The following is a 16275-nucleotide window of genomic DNA, read 5'->3' on the forward strand; positions in this document are numbered from 1 at the left end:
TAAGTTTGAGCTTACTCGTGTTTTCAATTATAGCAATTCTTTCAATTTGTCCTGATTGACAGCTGGGTACTGGTCCAAAAAGGCTGAGAAGGTGCGTAAAACGGCAGGAATATAGCCAGTCTGGTCATTCTCCACCTGCAAGACCAAGAGTGGCTCGTGGAGGCTCATACGGAGCAAGAGCCAGCCGTCACCATAAGGTTCGGTCAGGTCAAACCGCACTCCTTCTTCGTTTTCTGGGTTAAAAGCAAAGCCTTCTAGGTTGGTTTGGCGGAGGTCAGCAATGACCTGTTCACCCAGTGCGCGATAGTCTACCGCTTCTAGTTTGAAACGCACTTCTTGGGTTTCCAGCGGTTGTTTAAGCTGGGCAATTAAGTCGTCCAAGGACTTGCCTTCCGCTTGCAGTTTTGGTAAAAGCATGAGAATCTTAGCCGCCACATAGGTTCCGTCATCAAGGAAGTAATTTTCCTTAAAGGCAGCATGTCCAGAGGTTTCGATAGCCAACTGGCAATCAACTCCCTCTTGGTTGGCTAAAATAGCACGGTTGATGACATTGCGGTAGCCTGAGATATAGCGAATTTGTTTGCCGCCCAGGCTTTCTATAAAGACTTTAAGGTGTTCAGTTGTTGGGGAATTGGTCACAATGCTGGTTCCTGGATGTTCAGCTAGGACAATCTGGCTAAGAACGGCAATCAGGTTGTTACGATTGAGAATTTCTCCTGACTTGGTGACTAGGGCGGCACGGTCAACGTCGGTATCGAAGATAATACCAAGGTCTGCGCCTTGCTTCAAGACAGCCTGGCGAATGCTTTCCATCGCTTCCTTGTTATCAGGGTTTGGAACATGGTTTGGGAAGGTGCCGTCTGGGTCTAGGAATTGTGAGCCTGTGGTATCTGCTCCCAGCTCTGCCAACACTTTCTCAGCAAAGAATCCACCCGCACCATTTCCAGCATCGACGATGATATTAAGACCTGTCAGTGGTTTTTCTTGTCCGTCACAGGCTGAGCGAATTTTGCCTACGAGGTCTTGGGCATAAGGCGTAATCAGGTCTGCACTGGTGACACTTCCAAGGGAAGAAGCTGGCAAGTCTTCACTATGCGAGAGGATGAAGTCAATATCTTCATGTTCTGCTCCGCTATTTTCCGAAAAAATCTTAATGCCGTTGAAGTAATAAGGCAGATGGCTGGCGGTAATCATGACACCAGCGTGGCACTTGAACTGCGGGTACTGGGTGCTCATGAAGAGGGCTGGCGTGGTAGCCATGCCAAAGTCAATCAGCTGAACGCCCAGACGAACGGCTTCTTCTGTAAAGGCTGAAACCAAATCTGGACCGCTGAGACGGCTATCTCGACCGATACCGATAGTCAATTGGCCTTTTTGATAGGTCTGCGCTAGTTCTGGCTTCTGGGTCAGCCAATGAATCAGTCCGCGCACCACTTCCTTGGTGGCTTGTGGAGTGAGATTGACAGCATATTCGTCTGTAGCGATGGCAATACCGCGAATATCTGATCCGTTTTGTAGTACGTGATGGTGGGACGTAGTAACCTCCTAATTCAAACTAATACTCTTCGAAAATCAAAAGCGGACGTTGTTGACTTGATTTGATGAGTGAAAAGGTCCAGTGGATCTTTTCAGCCTGTTCCCTTGAAATATAAAAGGAACAGAGTTCTATCTGCATAAGTAGAAACGAACTACGTTCGCCTATCTCCAACCTCCAAAGGTTCCCCAAACCTTTGGAGCTAGTCTGATTTTGATTTTCATTGAGTATAAATTTAGTATATCATATTTTCAAAGCGGTTTCAAAATGAAAAAAGCACAGCTTTTACTGTACTTTAGTGATGCTTACAGTTGTACCAACTTCCAGTTGACTTTCCACGGAAATAGCTAGTTCCAACTGATTCAAGACCCGCTTGGTCAGATACAAGCCAAAACCTGTAGCTTTTTGGTGTTCACGGCCATTAAAACCTGTAAATCCCTCATCAAATAGGCGTGGAATGTCTTCGGCTAGAATCCCAATTCCCGTATCGGAAATGGAAATTCCCTTATTCAGTTCAATGGCTACCTTACCTCCAGTCTTATTGTACTTGAGGGCGTTGTCGATGATCTGTGATAGGGCAAAACTGAGCCACTTTCTGTCGGTTTTCAGTAGCCAATTTCCATCGATGGTCACTGAAATGTCTTTTTGCAAGAACTGATTGCGGTATTTTTTGACCAAGTCCACAACTACTTCTCTCACTTCTACCTGCTCAAATCGAAAATCGCTGGCATGGTTGGTCAGTTTGAGGTAATTGAGGAGATTTGCCATATAATTGTCCAAACGTAAGAGCTGGTGATTGACATCCTGCTGGTTGAGGTTGTCAGTCTGACTCATCAAAGACAGGGCAGCCAAAGGCACTTTCATCTGATGGGACCACATTTTGACCATGGCTTGCAAGTCCTCTTCCCGTGACTTATAATCCAAGAGCTGCTCCCGCGTCGCCTCCTTCTCCGCTTCAATCAAGTTGAGATAGGCAAGGTCCACAGGCTTATTCAGCAGGGGCAGAGCTTCTTCATGGACATAATCTTCCAAGGCTCTCATGCGGTTGCGAAACTCCCAGAAAAGCCCTACAGTCAGAAGGATCAAGAGGGTTAGGGACAATAGCAGAGCGTTTTGCAGAAATTCGGTGGGCAGTTTGTAAAGTAAAAAGAGCAAGATAAAACTACCAGCCAAGACCAGATGGGCGAAATAAAAACTACGGTATTCTCGGATAAATTTTGCTATCATTTGACCAGGTACCCCACGCCACGAACAGTATGAATACGGTCAAATCCCACTTCACTCACCTTCTTACGCAGACGAGTCATGTTGACATTGAGGGTATTCTGGTCAATAAATTCTTCATTTTCCCAGAGTTTTTCCAAGAGTTCTTCCTTGCTGGCAATCTGTCCTTGTCTTTCTAGTAAGGTGGATAAAATCTTGGTTTCAGTAGGTGAAAGCTGAACCTGTTCCGATTCGCTTGAAAATCGTCCGTCCAAACTAAGCTGGAATTGGTCAATAGACAAGTCAGTTGATTTGCTGAATTGATTGACCCGACGCAGGAAGGCACCGATTTTGGCATCCAAAATTCCCAGTGAAAAAGGTTTGGATACAAAATCATCGCCTCCCATGTTCATTGCCATGACCGCATTCATTTCATCATCACTAGAGGAGATAAAGATAATGGGCATGGTCATGGTTTTACGGATTTCCGTTGTCCAGTAAAAACCGTTGTAATAGGGTAGGCTAATGTCCATCAGTACCAAGTCTGGTTTGATTTCAGCAACTTCCTGACTGACAGCACGGAAATTCTGCACACTTTCTACCTGATAAGATTTTCCCAAATGCTGCTTCATGAGTTGGACAATCATCTCATCATCTTCAACAATATAAATCTTTTCTTTTTTCATCTTCTTCATTCTGCAAAAGCCAGGACACAGGTCTTGGCTTTCTATTTATATACTTCTTTTCGATGCCCGACTTCAAGGGCAGTCACAATCAATTTATCATCTTCAATACTGACGATGACCCTGTAATTTCCGATACGATACCGCCATTGGCCAGAACGATTGACCGTCAAGGCTTTTCCGTATTGTCTGGGGTTTTCAGTCACATGACTGGACAGGTAGTTGGTAATCTGCTTTTGAGTAAATTTGTCCAGCTTTTTCAACTGTTTGATAAAACGACTGGTTGGTACAAGTTTATAACAGGTCTTCATCCGTCAACCCCAACTCTTCCAACATTTCCTCCCAGCTAATCGGCTCAATGCCGTTTGCCAAGTCTTCTTGGTATTCTGCCCAAGCAATGTCTGCCACACGCGCATCGTACTCGTCTTCAAGAGCCTCAAGGGTTTTAGTCCGAATGAGTTCCGACAAACTCACACCTTCAAACTTTGCCATAGCCTGCATAAAAAGTTTGTCCTGCTCAGAAACTTTCAATGTAATAGCTGCCATTTTCTCACCTCTTCTGGTATTTCTTTGGTATTACCATTGTAACACCATTTCCCTGAAAAAGCAAGAAATCCCGCATCAGCGAGACTTCTGCTATCGTTCAATAATGCGATAATAGGTTCGGCTGGTCCATTTGTAAATGACAAAGTAAATCAGGACAACTGCAAGCAATGTAATACCACTAACCGTGTAAATCATGCTAGAAGAAACCACTCCGAACATCATCAGCATTTGTTTAAGCATAACAAGTGCAACGACAAAGTGCAGGGTCGCCATAGCCAGTGGCATGAAGAAGACCAAAAGCGTTTGAGAATTAATGGTTTTCTTAACAGCCTGCTGGCTCATGCCCACTTCCTGTAAAATCTTGTAGGATTTCTTGTCCTCATGCCCTTCTGAATACTGTTTGTAGTAGATAATCAAGGCTGCACCTAGCAAGAAACTAATGCCCAACAAGAAACCTGTAAAGAGGAAACCACCTGTGAAGCCCATGAGCATATTGTTGAAATCCGTACGTTGCATGACATTTCCGAGGTATTCTCCATTTTCATCCAGAATATGATACATATCCCCAGACTGCTCTCCAAGAGAGAGCACTTCTTCATTGGTCAAATCGGTAAAGACACGGTAGTCCAGACTGGTTGGATAACCTTGAGATTTAAATGATTCGCAGTACTCACGAATAACGTTTAAAACTGTATCATCTTTAACCACCATAATAGCTGCGGCTATTGTATTGGTAATATCCGGGAAGATTGCCTTATCTAGACTAACTACGTTTTCAAAAGTTTTATCCCCAAATTTAACAATTTTAAGTGGTACTTTTCCACTAGGCAGCATAAAGGCAACTTGATTGGTAGCCAGCTCTGGCAAGTCATTGCCCAACTTCCTGAAATCATCTTGGGTGATGAAATAGGTAAAAGCCATCTTGCTATAGTCTGGATTGGCAATGGTTTCTGGACTAACGACAATCTCACTCCCACCATCATAGACCAGACCAGCTTGATAGGTCAGATAAGATAAACTGTCATTGGCTTTTTCTGGAAAATGGCTGAGCACCGATTGCTGATAGGCACTTTCACCCTGACTTCTATCCGCAACAGGATAGGTAATGGATGTTTCCTTTGGATAAAGTCCACTGGTCATATTTGCCATACCTGTATAGAGGGACGTCGTTGTCGCAATGGTCACAAAGGCCATGACCGCAAGCAATGTGATATTGGCCAAACCTGTTGCGTGCTGTTTCATCCGAAAAATCATCTGCGATGTAGTAATAAAATGCTCTGGCCTGTAAAAATAGCCTTTGTTTTTCCGCCGAGCCTTCAAATACCAAGTCATAAAGCTGATGTAGAACAAGTAGGTCCCCGCAATGACAAAGAGCACCGCAATAAAGAAACGATAGATGACAGCGAGACCTTCCGATTGAGACGAAAGTGACAGGTAGTAGCCAACACCTAGGCTAAGGACAGCAAGTGCTGCCAAGAGAAGATTCCCACGTGGCTCCTTCTCCCCTTTTTCACTAGCTCGGAACAAAATCAGAGGACTGGTCTTGCCAATCGTCCGAATAGCCAACAATTCCAAGATAAAGAAGATACCCGCAAAGAGAAAGGCCGTAAGCACAAATGCCAGAGGTGAAATACTAAAGTGGAGATCGCCATAACTGGTCAAATTCACAAAAATCAAGTAGAGAACATTTGAAAATACACCTGCTAATGCAGAGCCTAGCACAATGACCAAGAGGAAGATGAAAAACAACTCAATGCTGGCAACCAAGGCCACCTTCTTCTTGTTCATCCCCAGCATATTGTAGAGACCGAACTCTCTAGTCCGTTGTTGCATGAGGAAATTAAAGCTATATATTTCCATAATCAGTGAGAAAATGGTCAATACAACGACACCCAGCCCGATAGAGACTGCACCTGTTCCCATGGTTTTCATGACTGGACTGAGCATGAGCAAGAACATGGAACAAATCAAGGTAAAGAGGACCAGACTGGCTAAAACAAAGGGAGCAAAGACACCCATGGATTTTCGGATATTTTGTCCAGCAAGTTTGAGGTAAAACATCTACTCACCCCCTAAAAGTGCAGACATATTGAGCGAAATTTCCTTGGCAAAGTCTTGATTGCTCTTGCCTGCCTTGTACAATTGGTGGAAAATCCGACCATCCTTGATAAAAAGAACCCGTTTGGCATGGCTGGCTGCGTTAGCTGAGTGAGTCACCATGAGAATGGTTTGTCCGTCTAGGTTGATGTCTTCAAACAAATTCAGCAAGTCTTCCGAATTGCGGTAATCTAGGGCAGCTGTCGGCTCATCCGCTAGGACAATCTGTGGCTGGGTAATCAAACTACGGGCAATGGCCACGCGCTGCTTTTGTCCACCAGATAATTCAAAGGGACGTTTTTTCAATAAATCCTGAATCCGCAGTTTTGGCGCCAAAACTTTCAACCGTTTTTCCATTTCCTCATGGCTGGTACGGGCCAATACCAGAGGTAAAAAGATATTGTCTTGGATGGACAGGGTATCCAAGAGATTAAAATCTTGGAAGACAAAGCCTAGGTTGTGCAAACGGAAATCTGCCAGCTTGCTTTCCTTGATTTTGGTAATATCCTGATTATTCAAGATAACAGAGCCCCTCGTCGGCTTGTCCAGGGTTGCTAGAATATTGAGCAAAGTCGTCTTACCAGAACCACTTTCCCCCATGATAGCGATAAACTCGCCCTCTTCTACCTTAAAATCCACATCTTGCAAGGCACGAGTTTCCTCTTTTGAAAAGCGCGTGCGGTAAACTTTTTCTAAATGATTGATTTCTAATAACATATTTACTCCTTATTGTTTTTTTGGTAAGCTTTATAGCCTTTCTTATATCTGAGTTTCATTTTATCTACTATGTTGAAGAACTACAAAAAACTTTAATATCACAATATTTATTATTCTCCAATTTCTTAACAGTTAGCCAATAAAAAATCAAACTAAAGACGACATTAACTACTAGAAAAATCATCATATCGCTCAACGACATATCTTCAAGCGAGCGACTACGAAGTGCAATCATTGGTTGAGAGTATGGGAAAAATTTCGTAAAACTTTCATTGATAAAAATTAATACAAAATTAAGCATACTACCTATCGTCGCAATTCCAATTCCCTTACTGAAATTTCGTGTTTTTACAGTGATATAGGATTGGAGTGTAATAATTGGGAAGGAAGACAAGAGCGATAAAACAATCCATTTAACATGAGTTGCTAAACTAAGGTCAAATGAAATACCACCAATTGTTGCTACAACAATAAAAATCAGCAACAACAAGAGTTGTATTGGAACTATAATGAGAAAACTGCTCATTAATTTTCCTAAATATAATTTCCTCATAGAAACTTGATTAGCCTTTAACATGTCAAGAGTTTTTCGCTCAAATTCAGGAACAAGTAATAGACCTGCAATAATGGCTAACATAGGAGGATAAAGCAAGGTACTGTTATAAAAGGTCAGTTGACCCCAGAGAACCAAAGATTGAGTCCCTTCAACTAAAACCTCACGATTCGCAAAATAGACACCCAACCCAATAAAACTAGAAAAACTTAGAAAAGAAATTCCAATGACAAATAGTTGAATCTTTCTCGCTTTTTTCCACTCAGCAAAGAAATAATCATTCATCTTAATTTCCTCTCTTTCTTAAGATTAAACTTGACAAAAGGTAAAGTACTAAGCAGTAAATGACATAATATGCGAATTTTCCAAGTAACTGATTATCTAAACTATAAGTGAATGCTCCATCACCAAGGAATTGATATTTATATGGTGCAAGACTTCCTGAACCCGTGATTGGATTAAGTAAACTAGTAAAGCTGTAACTTTTTGGGTTTAAGATAATTCCTAGAAAACCACCTAAAAGCCCCAGAGCTAGCAGAATCCCTTGCTTTTCAAGAATCATGGCCAAGGTCAGATAAAGGCAAATCAATGAAAATATTGCAAGTATCTGCCCAATAAACTGAATACTAATAATCTGTAAAGAAATAGAAATTCCTGCCTGTGTTCCGAAAAGATATATTATTAAGATTTCGATAGCAGACATAATACTAAAGGAAAACACCATAAATAAAAATTTTTCACGAAAAATAGCTGTTAGGCTTTGACCGTTAGCTATCTGAAGTTTAAAGGTTTGCCCTTCACGTTCATTCCCTACAATTCGACTAGCAAACACACAAACTGCAATTGGAAGCATAAGTAGATTGACATTTTGATTACTAAACAGGGTTCCGGTCATTCTTAACTCTGGATGTGAAGACAGAGCAGACATAAAGGTTGCAATATTCCAAAGTGTTGCCACCAACATCAAAACAGTGACAATTGAAATAGATTTCGTCCGTCTACTCTTTAACCATTCAATATAAATACCTTTCATCTTACACCTCCTTTGTTAGTTGCAAGAAAATGTCCTCTAGTGTTTCGCTTTCTCTGACTACTCGGAAAATACGATAGCCATTTCCTGTTAGATAGCTAACAAGATCTGCCAACTTGCTGTTTTCCATATTACTTAGCCTAACATGACTAGTAGATGCACCTAAAACCTCTACTGTTCCCAGTTCAACTAAGGTCTGAACAATGTTAGTTTGTGAAAAATCACCGCCAATTTCAATCCAGGTGTTAGATTTTATAGCTTCAATCTCTCCCTCATAAACTAGACGACCATGATTGATAATACCCACTCGATCTGCAATGTGTTCAATTTCTGGAAGAATATGACTGGAAATAAAGACTGTCAGCCCCTTTTCTTTGGCTAACTTGACAATCAATTCACGAATTTCATGGATACCTGCTGGATCAAGACCATTAGTAGGCTCGTCTAATAATAAGATTTTAGGCTTTTTTACTAGCGCAAACGCTAAAGCTAGACGTTGTTTCATGCCAAGAGAATAAGCCTTAACTAATTTTTTTCGATTTTTTTCATCAGCTAATCCAACGAGTTCTAATGTTGGCCAAATATCATCCTTATCAAATCCTACCATTTTCTGAAATACTAAAAGGTTCTCATAACCTGTCAAATTAGGATAGTAGGAAGGTTCTTCAATCATAGAACCAATTTGGCTGAGGTAGGTTTTGTCTTTTTCGATATCTTGTCCATTAACCAAGATTTTTCCTGAAGTAGGAGAAACTAAAGACAAAATCATTTTCATCGTAGTTGTCTTACCTGCACCATTTGGTCCAAGAAAGCCGTAGATTTCTCCTGCTCGTACAGTAATCTTTTCAATATCTACGGTAGTAATATCTTTGTAAACTTTTTCTAAATGATTGATTTCTAATAGCATAATAATGATACCTAATTTCTTATTCATTGTCTAAATCAACTTGGTCAAGAACTTCTTGATAGTTGATACGGTCTGATTCAGCAATATTATCTTCTAAATCTATCTTATAATAACCATCCTGGACACCGATGGCCCATTCCTTGCTGGAGGTTATATAGAGATTATTCAAGGACACTGTTTTTTTCACTGAACCCTCTTCTTTGACAACAGGCCATTCCATAAACTTGACTTCTGTTTCTCGAATATTATCTTCGGCAACTGCTACTTTGCTAACGGCATAGTCTTTTCCCTTGTAATGGAAAGTTTGATAACCCTCATCAAAGCTAAGGCCTGCTGAAGAGGAAGAACAAGCGGTTAGCATTATACTGCCCAAAGCCAGCAAGCCAAATACTTTCTTTTTCATAGTTTCCTCCCTCTAGTATGCCATAAATCGCATCGTTTGCAAATCAAGTGCTAGCTCCTCTAAAAATTCTGCTTGTTCCAAGAGTTCAGCCTTTTCTTTTTCTGAGAATACCTTTTCTTCGATTCTCTTTGCTTGTAAAAATTTGAATGACATATGATTTCCTTCTTTCAATTTCTTATGAGTCTATTATAGAAAATATTCCTCCTGCACTCTCTTACAGTTCTGATTAAAAAACTTACAGCTTTGTAAGGAAAGAAAAAAAGACACCATTTCTGGCATCTTTCAATCTAGTCTATTTTGTCTCCCCGATAAAGGCAATCATGTCGTCTAATTCTTCCTTGCTTTCAGTCACAAGAAGATAGGCGTCATTGCCTTGAAGCTCTGCAAAGGCATCCGGCATGCGTTTGACGGTCTTAATCTTGCCAGCAAATCGTTGATGAATATCATCAGCTGAGTGAACATAGTCAGTCGTGTCACGGCGCGTTGCTACCAAGCAGTATTGAGGCTCAAATCGACGTTCCTCAACTATTCCACCTGTCACTACATTGGCATAATCACGGAAAAGGTCGATAGAATGCGCATAGTTGTAAGCTTCTACAGTGAAGCCACCTGCCATACGGTTATTGTACTCAATCGCAATATAATCCTTACCATCTTTGAAAAATTCAATGTGGAAGAAACGCTCTTTCATACCGAAGGCTTTGATAATCGCGCGACCATATTTTACTAATTTTGGATCTAGTTCTTTCTCGATGTAGTAAGCATTATCTTTTCTAGATAACATTAGCTCCAGCGGAGTATGAACATAGGTTAGGCCTGTTTCAAAGACCACGTTACCCTGGCTATCAACCAATCCATCATAGGTTGTGATAATGCTAGAATTGACAAATTTCTCAAAGAAATAAGCTGTTTGACCATCCCAGGCTTCTTTAAAGGCTTCTAGGTCAGCTTTTTTAGTTAATTTAAAGGTACCGGATGCCCCAACACCGTTGTCAGGCTTGGCAATCATTGGAAAGCCAATTGTCTTAACAGCCTTATCAATGTCTTTTTCCGATTTGACAACCATACCTGGAACCACAGGAACCCCTGCTTTGGAGAAATATTTCTTCATTTCAGACTTGAATTTTGTCTTTTTAAGATGACTTGGCTTTGCTCCAAAAATATTAAATTGTTCACGGAGTTCGGCATCATTTTCAAGCCAATGCTCATTGTGGGATTCTACACGGTCAATTGGACCATGCTTGTAAATCAAGAAAGCAGCTGCACGCTTGACCTCATCAATATTTTCCAAATCATTGACACGGAAATATTCTGTAAGAGCATTACGAAGTTCTTCAGGCAATTGATCGTACGGTTCTTGTCCGATACCTAGAACCGTAACGCCTTCTTTTTTAGCCAATTCAATGCTGAATGGTTGAAAATTTTCTGGATAAAAAGGTGAAATAACGAGATAATTCATAGGTAGTCCTTTCTAGCTTAAAGTCCGATAGAATGAAGGAAGAATGGCATTTGCTTTCTCCACCAAACCCAGTCGTGGGCCACATCTGTTCCCCATGTATCAAACCATGCTGGGATATTTTTTTCTTCAAATGCACGTTTAAGGTTGAAGAATGAATCCAATCCATCCTGTTCCCAATCGCCCAAACCTGTGCAGACGATAATGTCAGCTTGACGATATTTGTCAATAAACCAGCCGTCGTTTTGGTTCCAAATGTAATCTGATGGTGAGTTTTGATAAACAGCATCGTCATTGCCATAGTCTTGATTGTTGTTGAAGAAACGAGCATCATAGACACCTGAAAGGGCGATGACTTTTGTGAAAACATCTGGATGTTGCAGGAAGAAGTTTAAGGCATGGTAGGCCCCCATTGAGCAACCAGTCGTCATCATGCCATCGAACCAGCCTGTTTTATGTTTGATAAATGGAATCGCTTCTTCAATCACATAGCGTTCGTAGGCGCGGTGAGCCTCTGCCTTATCATGAATGGATTTCCAGTCAGCCAACCAGCTTTCACTATCGTAACTCGTTAAGGTGAAAAATTGAACATGACCTGCCTCGATAGAGCCACGGCAAGCTTCAATCATCCCAAAATCTGCATACTCATTGTAAGAACCGCCTGATGAGGCAAAGACAACAACAGGAATCCCCGCGTGACCATAACGATTTAGATTCATTTCTCGTCCTAGATTCCCAGACCAGTGACTTAAAAATTCTACGTGCATATTCATTCTCCTAACTAATTCTTTACATTACCACTTTTCGCTTAAAAAACGCAAGCAATCTGGCAAATAAGCTGCCCAAGCCTCTTCATTATGAACCGCACCTGAAACGACTTCCAAGGCGATATTGTCCAAATTCACCCCACCAGCAATCAATTGGCGATAGTAAGTCAGTGAAGACTTGATATAGGCCTGTTTGATATTACCTGCCATGAGCGTTTTATCTGTATCATCCGCCTCTTCAGTTCCAACATAGATGTAGACCCGTTGGTCCTTGTCTAAGTTTTGACGTTCAATATAACGGTCAAACGCTTCTTGATGGAGCCAGTTGGCTGATGAGAAAACTCCAAGACAACCGATTTGGTCTTGGTAGGCCAATCCCATAAATTGTGTGATGTTGCCTCCTAAAGATGAACCAATCATAGCTGTGTGGGCCTTGTCAGACTTGGTGCGATAGGTCTGGTCTATAAAAGGCTTCACCACATCCATGACAAATTCGGCATACAAGGTTCCCTTACCTCCGAACTGAATGCCTGGGATTCCCATTTCACTAAACTTCCAAGCAGCATATTCATGCATCCGTTCAGCACCATCATTGTCAATCGCTACGATAATCATCTTGGCAATATCAGGATTTCGCTTAACAGTTGGAATGACCTTCCATGAATGCCCAGAAAAAGCTTCTTTACTGTATAAAACGTTTTGACCATCATGGAAGTAGACAACTGGATAGGTCGTTTCCGTATTTTCTTCGTACCCTTTTGGCAATAAGACACGGACACGACGCTTTCGACCAGTGAATGGAACATCTAATTCATGGGTTTTCATATCCAAATAAAAATAGGACTTGTTCATATACATCTCTTTCTAAACAGTGTTTTTAGTATTATACCATATATTTTCTGAAATATTCAGAAAATTTAGTTATTTTATTACATTATTCTGATTTTCCGAACAATATCCTTACCATTTGAGACTATCTCGTCTTTAGTAAAACACAAAAGACACCCGAAGGTGTCTCAAAATTATTTCAACTTCTTATAAATTTCCGAGCGATGTCCTACATGAAGATTGAGGAGTACCAGTTCTCCATCATCAACCACAGCAATAATGCGATAGTTTCCAATACGAAAGCGGACATAGCCAGCTAAATCGCCCGTCAGATACTTTCCAGGAGAACGTGGAAAATCCACATCCACCAGATGCTTATCAATCCACCTAGCAATCTGCCGACTAGTTCCCTTATCGAGCTTGTCCATATCTTCGAAGAAACTAGGGGCATAGTCCACACGATACTTAGCCATAGCGCTTCATCATTTCTTCGTGACTATAAGTTTTCTTATCGCTGTCAGCCCACTCTTTGTAGGTTTTTTCTGCCTTTACCAGATCGTACATATCTTCTAATTTTTCTAAAACTGCTTCCCGAATGAAGTCCGTCTTGGTCATGTGCTGACCAGCAGACACTTCCTCGATTAACTGGACCAAATCTTCGTCAAAGCGCACCGCAATCGGTTTTGATAAGGTTGGCATTTCTATCACCTCTCCATGTTTACTATGTAAACATTATAGTCTGAAATAGGAAAAATGTCAATCAACTTTCCAGACAACACAAAAGACACCCGAAGGTGTCTGATGATAGTCTAAATATCTTAGTAAGCCAAAAACTCTTCCAAGTCCTTGAGGGAACGCTCTGCTATTGCTTCATAACGCTCCTTCTTATCGCGGATCCGCGGTCCGTCCAGCTCCTTGATGATACCAAAGTTGACATTCATAGGCTGGAAGTGCTTGCTTTCGGTGTGGGTGATGTAGAATGGCAGGGCTCCGATGGCTGTGGTCTGCGGGAAGATGACTGGGTCTTCGCCACGGAAGCGGCGAACAGCGTTGATACCAGCCACTAAGCCAGAGGCAGCAGACTCGACATAGCCTTCAACTCCTGTCATTTGACCTGCAAAGAATAGATTTGGATTTTTCTTGGTCGCAAAGGTCTGTTCCAATAAGTTTGGTGAATCCATGTAGGAATTGCGGTGCATGACTCCGTAGCGGACAAATTCAGCATTTTCAAGTCCTGGAATCATCTGGAAGACCCGCTTCTGCTCACCCCACTTGAGATGGGTTTGGAAGCCAACAATGTTGTAAAGGCTACCTGCTGCGTTGTCCTGACGGAGCTGAACAACGGCGTAAGGTGTCTTGTATTCGCCGTCACGAGGCCCCTTGTAATCTTCTGGATATTCCAGACCAACTGGCTTCATTGGGCCATAGAGCATGGTTTTGATGCCACGTTTGGCCATGACCTCAATGGGCATACAGCCTTCAAAGTATTTTTCTTTTTCAAAGGAATTGAGCGGTGCTTCCTCAGCTGAAATCAAGGCCTCATAGAAAGCGGTGAACTGCTCCTTATTCATCGGAGCATTGAGATAGGCAGCCTCTCCCTTGTCGTAACGGGACTTAAGATACACCAAGTCCATGTTAATGGTCGAGCTGTCCACAATCGGTGCTGCCGCATCGTAGAAGTAAAAACCGTCGCCACCATTAAGCGCGTGAATTTTTTCTGCCAAGGCATCAGACGTCAAAGGCCCCGTCGCAATGACTGTAATAGCATCTTCGGGAATCTCAGTAATCTCGCCACGAATGACTTCAATCAGCGGGTGATTGTGAATTTCATCTGTGACTGCTTGAGAGAAATTTTCACGGTCCATGGCCATAGCCCCGCCAGCAGGCACACGGTGGGCCTCGCCAGCTCGCATGATAATGGAATCCAAACGACGCATTTCTTCCTTAAGAAGACCGACAGCGTTGGTCAAACTATCGCCACGGAAAGAGTTGGAACAGACCAACTCAGCAAACTTGTCTGTCTTGTGCTGAGGGGTCGGCTTGACTCCCCGCATCTCGTAGAGTTTGACAGGAATGCCGCGTTTGGCAATCTGATAAGCAGCTTCTGAGCCAGCCAAGCCAGCTCCGATAACATTAATGTGGGTTTGAGACATGAAACTAATACCTCTAGCCAGAAGATCTGACTACTGTTTGGGAATACCCCAAAACAGAACCTTTCTAAATTTTATACCTCTCCAGTATATCAAAAAATGACCGGAATTGAAAAGAACTACTCTCATTGTTTGGAAGTAGTAGATTTAGAACCAAAGAAAAAACCTACCACATCAAGTGATAGGTTTTCATTTTGCTTGGAAACTCTATTATTTAAGAGTAACTGAAGCGCCTGCTTCTTCCAATTTAGCTTTGATTTCTTCAGCTTCTGCAGTTGCAACGCCTTCTTTAACCATAGCTGGTGCACCGTCAACAAGCTCTTTAGCTTCTTTAAGACCAAGACCAGTGATTTCACGTACAACTTTGATAACGCCAACTTTTTTGTCGCCAGCAGATGTCAATTCAACGTCAAATGAATCTTTAGCTTCTTCAGCAGCACCACCAGCTGCAGCAACAGCTACAGGAGCAGCCGCAGTTACACCAAATTCTTCTTCGATAGCTTTAACAAGGTCGTTAAGCTCAAGGATAGTAGCTTCTTTAATTTCAGCAATAATGTTTTCAATGTTCAATGCCATTGTGATTTTCCTCCAATTTAGGTTTTTAAATAGTTTGTAGCACTAAGCAGCTACGCTCTGACGCATTAAGCTGCGTCTTCTTTTTCTGCAACAGCTTTGACAGCGTATGCAACGTTGCGAACTGGCGCTTGAAGTACAGAAAGCAACATAGAAAGCATGCCTTCGCGGTTTGGCAATGTAGCAAGTGCTTCGATTTCTTCTTTAGAAGAAACTTTACCTTCTACAGCTCCACCTTTGATTTCAAGAGCATCAGCAGTTTTCGCGAAATCGTAAATTGTTTTAGCTGGAGCAACTGCATCGTTTGAGAATGCAACCGCAGATGGACCTACAAACAATTCTGCAAGACCTTCAAGACCAGCTTGCTCAGCAGCACGACGCAAGATTGAGTTTTTGATAACTTTGTACTCAACTTCTGCACCACGCAAGTTACGACGGAGAACTGTATCTTGTTCTACTGTCAAACCACGAGCATCTACAACAACGATAGATGTTGCAGCTTTCATTTGCTCAGCAACGGCATTTACTAATTCCGCTTTTTTAGCGATAATAGCTTCACTCATTTTTTTACCTCCGTTTTTATTTTGGGCTAGGCACAAAAAAATCGCACCTAAACCTAGACACGAAAGTACAAATACGTTTATCTCAATAATCGTTTTGTGCCTCGGTAGGATGTTTATGAGTCTAGCTCCCCTACTGTCTTAGGTCAGTTTTTTCAAACCTCAATTATCATAACACAGTATTTTCTAGAATGCAAGACTTTTCTCTTACTTTTTGAAATTTTTTTCCAAATTTTTTTGGACCAATTTTTTTCTCAAGATGAAAAAC

The 16275-nt window shown here is 41.7% G+C and carries 20 protein-coding genes and 1 other annotated feature; all 20 genes read right to left on the reverse strand.

Annotation, left to right across the window (positions count from 1 at the left end; translation table 11 throughout):
- Positions 1-27: 27 nt before the first annotated feature.
- The 20 genes from SST62_RS0110095 to rplJ all read right to left on the reverse strand — a co-directional run bounded on the left by SST62_RS0110095 (position 28) and on the right by rplJ (position 16010).
- Positions 28-1500 (reverse strand): phosphoglucomutase, encoded by a 1473-nt coding sequence (locus SST62_RS0110095; protein WP_032499442.1) that lies wholly within the window; start codon positions 1498-1500, stop codon positions 28-30.
- A gap of 319 nt (positions 1501-1819) precedes the next feature.
- Positions 1820-2761 carry a sensor histidine kinase gene (locus SST62_RS0110105; protein WP_029187256.1) on the reverse strand — a complete coding sequence of 314 codons (942 nt, stop codon included), beginning with the start codon at positions 2759-2761 and terminating at the stop codon, positions 1820-1822.
- Positions 2758-3423: a DNA-binding response regulator gene (locus SST62_RS0110110; protein ID WP_029187257.1), complete on the reverse strand. Its 666-nt coding sequence runs from the start codon at positions 3421-3423 to the stop codon at positions 2758-2760. Before SST62_RS0110110 ends, SST62_RS0110105 begins: the two co-directional genes overlap by 4 nt.
- Positions 3424-3464: 41 nt before the next feature.
- Entirely contained in the window at positions 3465-3731 is a 267-nt protein-coding gene (locus tag SST62_RS0110115) for a type II toxin-antitoxin system RelE family toxin (protein ID WP_029187258.1), read from the reverse strand.
- Positions 3715-3966 carry a type II toxin-antitoxin system RelB family antitoxin gene (gene relB, locus SST62_RS0110120; protein WP_029173101.1) on the reverse strand — a complete coding sequence of 84 codons (252 nt, stop codon included), beginning with the start codon at positions 3964-3966 and terminating at the stop codon, positions 3715-3717. Before relB (SST62_RS0110120) ends, SST62_RS0110115 begins: the two co-directional genes overlap by 17 nt.
- A 90-nt stretch (positions 3967-4056) precedes the next feature.
- Positions 4057-6027 carry an ABC transporter permease gene (locus SST62_RS0110125; RefSeq protein WP_029187259.1) on the reverse strand — a complete coding sequence of 657 codons (1971 nt, stop codon included), beginning with the start codon at positions 6025-6027 and terminating at the stop codon, positions 4057-4059.
- Positions 6028-6780, reverse strand: coding sequence for an ABC transporter ATP-binding protein (locus tag SST62_RS0110130; protein WP_029187260.1), 753 nt, complete (start codon positions 6778-6780; stop codon positions 6028-6030).
- A 67-nt stretch (positions 6781-6847) separates the two neighbouring features.
- Positions 6848-7618 (reverse strand): ABC transporter permease, encoded by a 771-nt coding sequence (locus SST62_RS0110135; RefSeq protein WP_029187261.1) that lies wholly within the window; start codon positions 7616-7618, stop codon positions 6848-6850.
- A gap of 1 nt (position 7619) precedes the next feature.
- Complete coding sequence (locus SST62_RS0110140) at positions 7620-8366, reverse strand: ABC transporter permease (RefSeq protein ID WP_029187262.1); 747 nt, start codon at positions 8364-8366, stop codon at positions 7620-7622.
- Position 8367: 1 nt separating this feature from the next.
- Entirely contained in the window at positions 8368-9270 is a 903-nt protein-coding gene (locus SST62_RS0110145) for an ABC transporter ATP-binding protein (RefSeq protein WP_029942751.1), read from the reverse strand.
- 19 nt (positions 9271-9289) lie between these two features.
- Positions 9290-9673, reverse strand: a complete 384-nt coding sequence (locus SST62_RS0110150) for a NisI/SpaI family lantibiotic immunity lipoprotein (protein ID WP_029187264.1) — start codon at positions 9671-9673, stop codon at positions 9290-9292.
- 12 nt (positions 9674-9685) lie between these two features.
- On the reverse strand, positions 9686-9826 hold the full coding sequence (locus SST62_RS01000000111745) for a hypothetical protein (protein WP_032499444.1): 141 nt from the start codon (positions 9824-9826) through the stop codon (positions 9686-9688).
- Positions 9827-9965: 139 nt separating this feature from the next.
- Positions 9966-11132, reverse strand: coding sequence for an ATP-grasp domain-containing protein (locus tag SST62_RS0110160; RefSeq protein WP_029187265.1), 1167 nt, complete (start codon positions 11130-11132; stop codon positions 9966-9968).
- 17 nt (positions 11133-11149) lie between these two features.
- Positions 11150-11896: an esterase family protein gene (locus SST62_RS0110165; protein WP_029187266.1), complete on the reverse strand. Its 747-nt coding sequence runs from the start codon at positions 11894-11896 to the stop codon at positions 11150-11152.
- Positions 11897-11923: 27 nt separating this feature from the next.
- Entirely contained in the window at positions 11924-12748 is an 825-nt protein-coding gene (locus SST62_RS0110170; RefSeq protein ID WP_029187267.1) for an alpha/beta hydrolase, read from the reverse strand.
- Positions 12749-12918: 170 nt separating this feature from the next.
- Entirely contained in the window at positions 12919-13197 is a 279-nt protein-coding gene (locus SST62_RS0110175) for a type II toxin-antitoxin system RelE family toxin (RefSeq protein ID WP_029187268.1), read from the reverse strand.
- On the reverse strand, positions 13190-13423 hold the full coding sequence (gene relB, locus SST62_RS0110180; protein WP_029187269.1) for a type II toxin-antitoxin system RelB family antitoxin: 234 nt from the start codon (positions 13421-13423) through the stop codon (positions 13190-13192). Before relB (SST62_RS0110180) ends, SST62_RS0110175 begins: the two co-directional genes overlap by 8 nt.
- Positions 13424-13542: 119 nt before the next feature.
- Entirely contained in the window at positions 13543-14877 is a 1335-nt protein-coding gene (trmFO, locus tag SST62_RS0110185) for a methylenetetrahydrofolate--tRNA-(uracil(54)-C(5))-methyltransferase (FADH(2)-oxidizing) TrmFO (RefSeq protein WP_024390388.1), read from the reverse strand.
- A gap of 207 nt (positions 14878-15084) precedes the next feature.
- Positions 15085-15450, reverse strand: coding sequence for a 50S ribosomal protein L7/L12 (rplL, locus tag SST62_RS0110190; protein WP_002936483.1), 366 nt, complete (start codon positions 15448-15450; stop codon positions 15085-15087).
- Between the two features lie 65 nt (positions 15451-15515).
- Positions 15516-16010, reverse strand: a complete 495-nt coding sequence (gene rplJ, locus SST62_RS0110195; RefSeq protein ID WP_002936486.1) for a 50S ribosomal protein L10 — start codon at positions 16008-16010, stop codon at positions 15516-15518.
- A gap of 26 nt (positions 16011-16036) precedes the next feature.
- Positions 16037-16171: a sequence feature (ribosomal protein L10 leader region), on the reverse strand.
- Positions 16172-16275: the final 104 nt, after the last annotated feature.

Origin of the sequence: Streptococcus suis YS56, from assembly GCF_000440115.1 — a bacterium.
Classification (GTDB): domain Bacteria; phylum Bacillota; class Bacilli; order Lactobacillales; family Streptococcaceae; genus Streptococcus; species Streptococcus suis_L.

Coding starts and splice junctions, on each gene's coding strand:
- SST62_RS0110125 (WP_029187259.1), bottom strand. CDS start 6,027: ATGTTTTACCTCAAACTTGCTGGACAAAATATCCGAAAATCCATGGGT.
- relB (WP_029173101.1), bottom strand. CDS start 3,966: ATGGCAGCTATTACATTGAAAGTTTCTGAGCAGGACAAACTTTTTATG.
- SST62_RS0110165 (WP_029187266.1), bottom strand. CDS start 11,896: ATGCACGTAGAATTTTTAAGTCACTGGTCTGGGAATCTAGGACGAGAA.
- rplL (WP_002936483.1), bottom strand. CDS start 15,450: ATGGCATTGAACATTGAAAACATTATTGCTGAAATTAAAGAAGCTACT.
- SST62_RS01000000111745 (WP_032499444.1), bottom strand. CDS start 9,826: ATGTCATTCAAATTTTTACAAGCAAAGAGAATCGAAGAAAAGGTATTC.
- SST62_RS0110115 (WP_029187258.1), bottom strand. CDS start 3,731: ATGAAGACCTGTTATAAACTTGTACCAACCAGTCGTTTTATCAAACAG.
- SST62_RS0110130 (WP_029187260.1), bottom strand. CDS start 6,780: ATGTTATTAGAAATCAATCATTTAGAAAAAGTTTACCGCACGCGCTTT.
- SST62_RS0110175 (WP_029187268.1), bottom strand. CDS start 13,197: ATGGCTAAGTATCGTGTGGACTATGCCCCTAGTTTCTTCGAAGATATG.
- SST62_RS0110110 (WP_029187257.1), bottom strand. CDS start 3,423: ATGAAAAAAGAAAAGATTTATATTGTTGAAGATGATGAGATGATTGTC.
- trmFO (WP_024390388.1), bottom strand. CDS start 14,877: ATGTCTCAAACCCACATTAATGTTATCGGAGCTGGCTTGGCTGGCTCA.
- relB (WP_029187269.1), bottom strand. CDS start 13,423: ATGCCAACCTTATCAAAACCGATTGCGGTGCGCTTTGACGAAGATTTG.
- rplJ (WP_002936486.1), bottom strand. CDS start 16,010: ATGAGTGAAGCTATTATCGCTAAAAAAGCGGAATTAGTAAATGCCGTT.
- SST62_RS0110170 (WP_029187267.1), bottom strand. CDS start 12,748: ATGAACAAGTCCTATTTTTATTTGGATATGAAAACCCATGAATTAGAT.
- SST62_RS0110105 (WP_029187256.1), bottom strand. CDS start 2,761: ATGATAGCAAAATTTATCCGAGAATACCGTAGTTTTTATTTCGCCCAT.
- SST62_RS0110150 (WP_029187264.1), bottom strand. CDS start 9,673: ATGAAAAAGAAAGTATTTGGCTTGCTGGCTTTGGGCAGTATAATGCTA.
- SST62_RS0110135 (WP_029187261.1), bottom strand. CDS start 7,618: ATGAATGATTATTTCTTTGCTGAGTGGAAAAAAGCGAGAAAGATTCAA.
- SST62_RS0110140 (WP_029187262.1), bottom strand. CDS start 8,366: ATGAAAGGTATTTATATTGAATGGTTAAAGAGTAGACGGACGAAATCT.
- SST62_RS0110160 (WP_029187265.1), bottom strand. CDS start 11,132: ATGAATTATCTCGTTATTTCACCTTTTTATCCAGAAAATTTTCAACCA.
- SST62_RS0110145 (WP_029942751.1), bottom strand. CDS start 9,270: ATGCTATTAGAAATCAATCATTTAGAAAAAGTTTACAAAGATATTACT.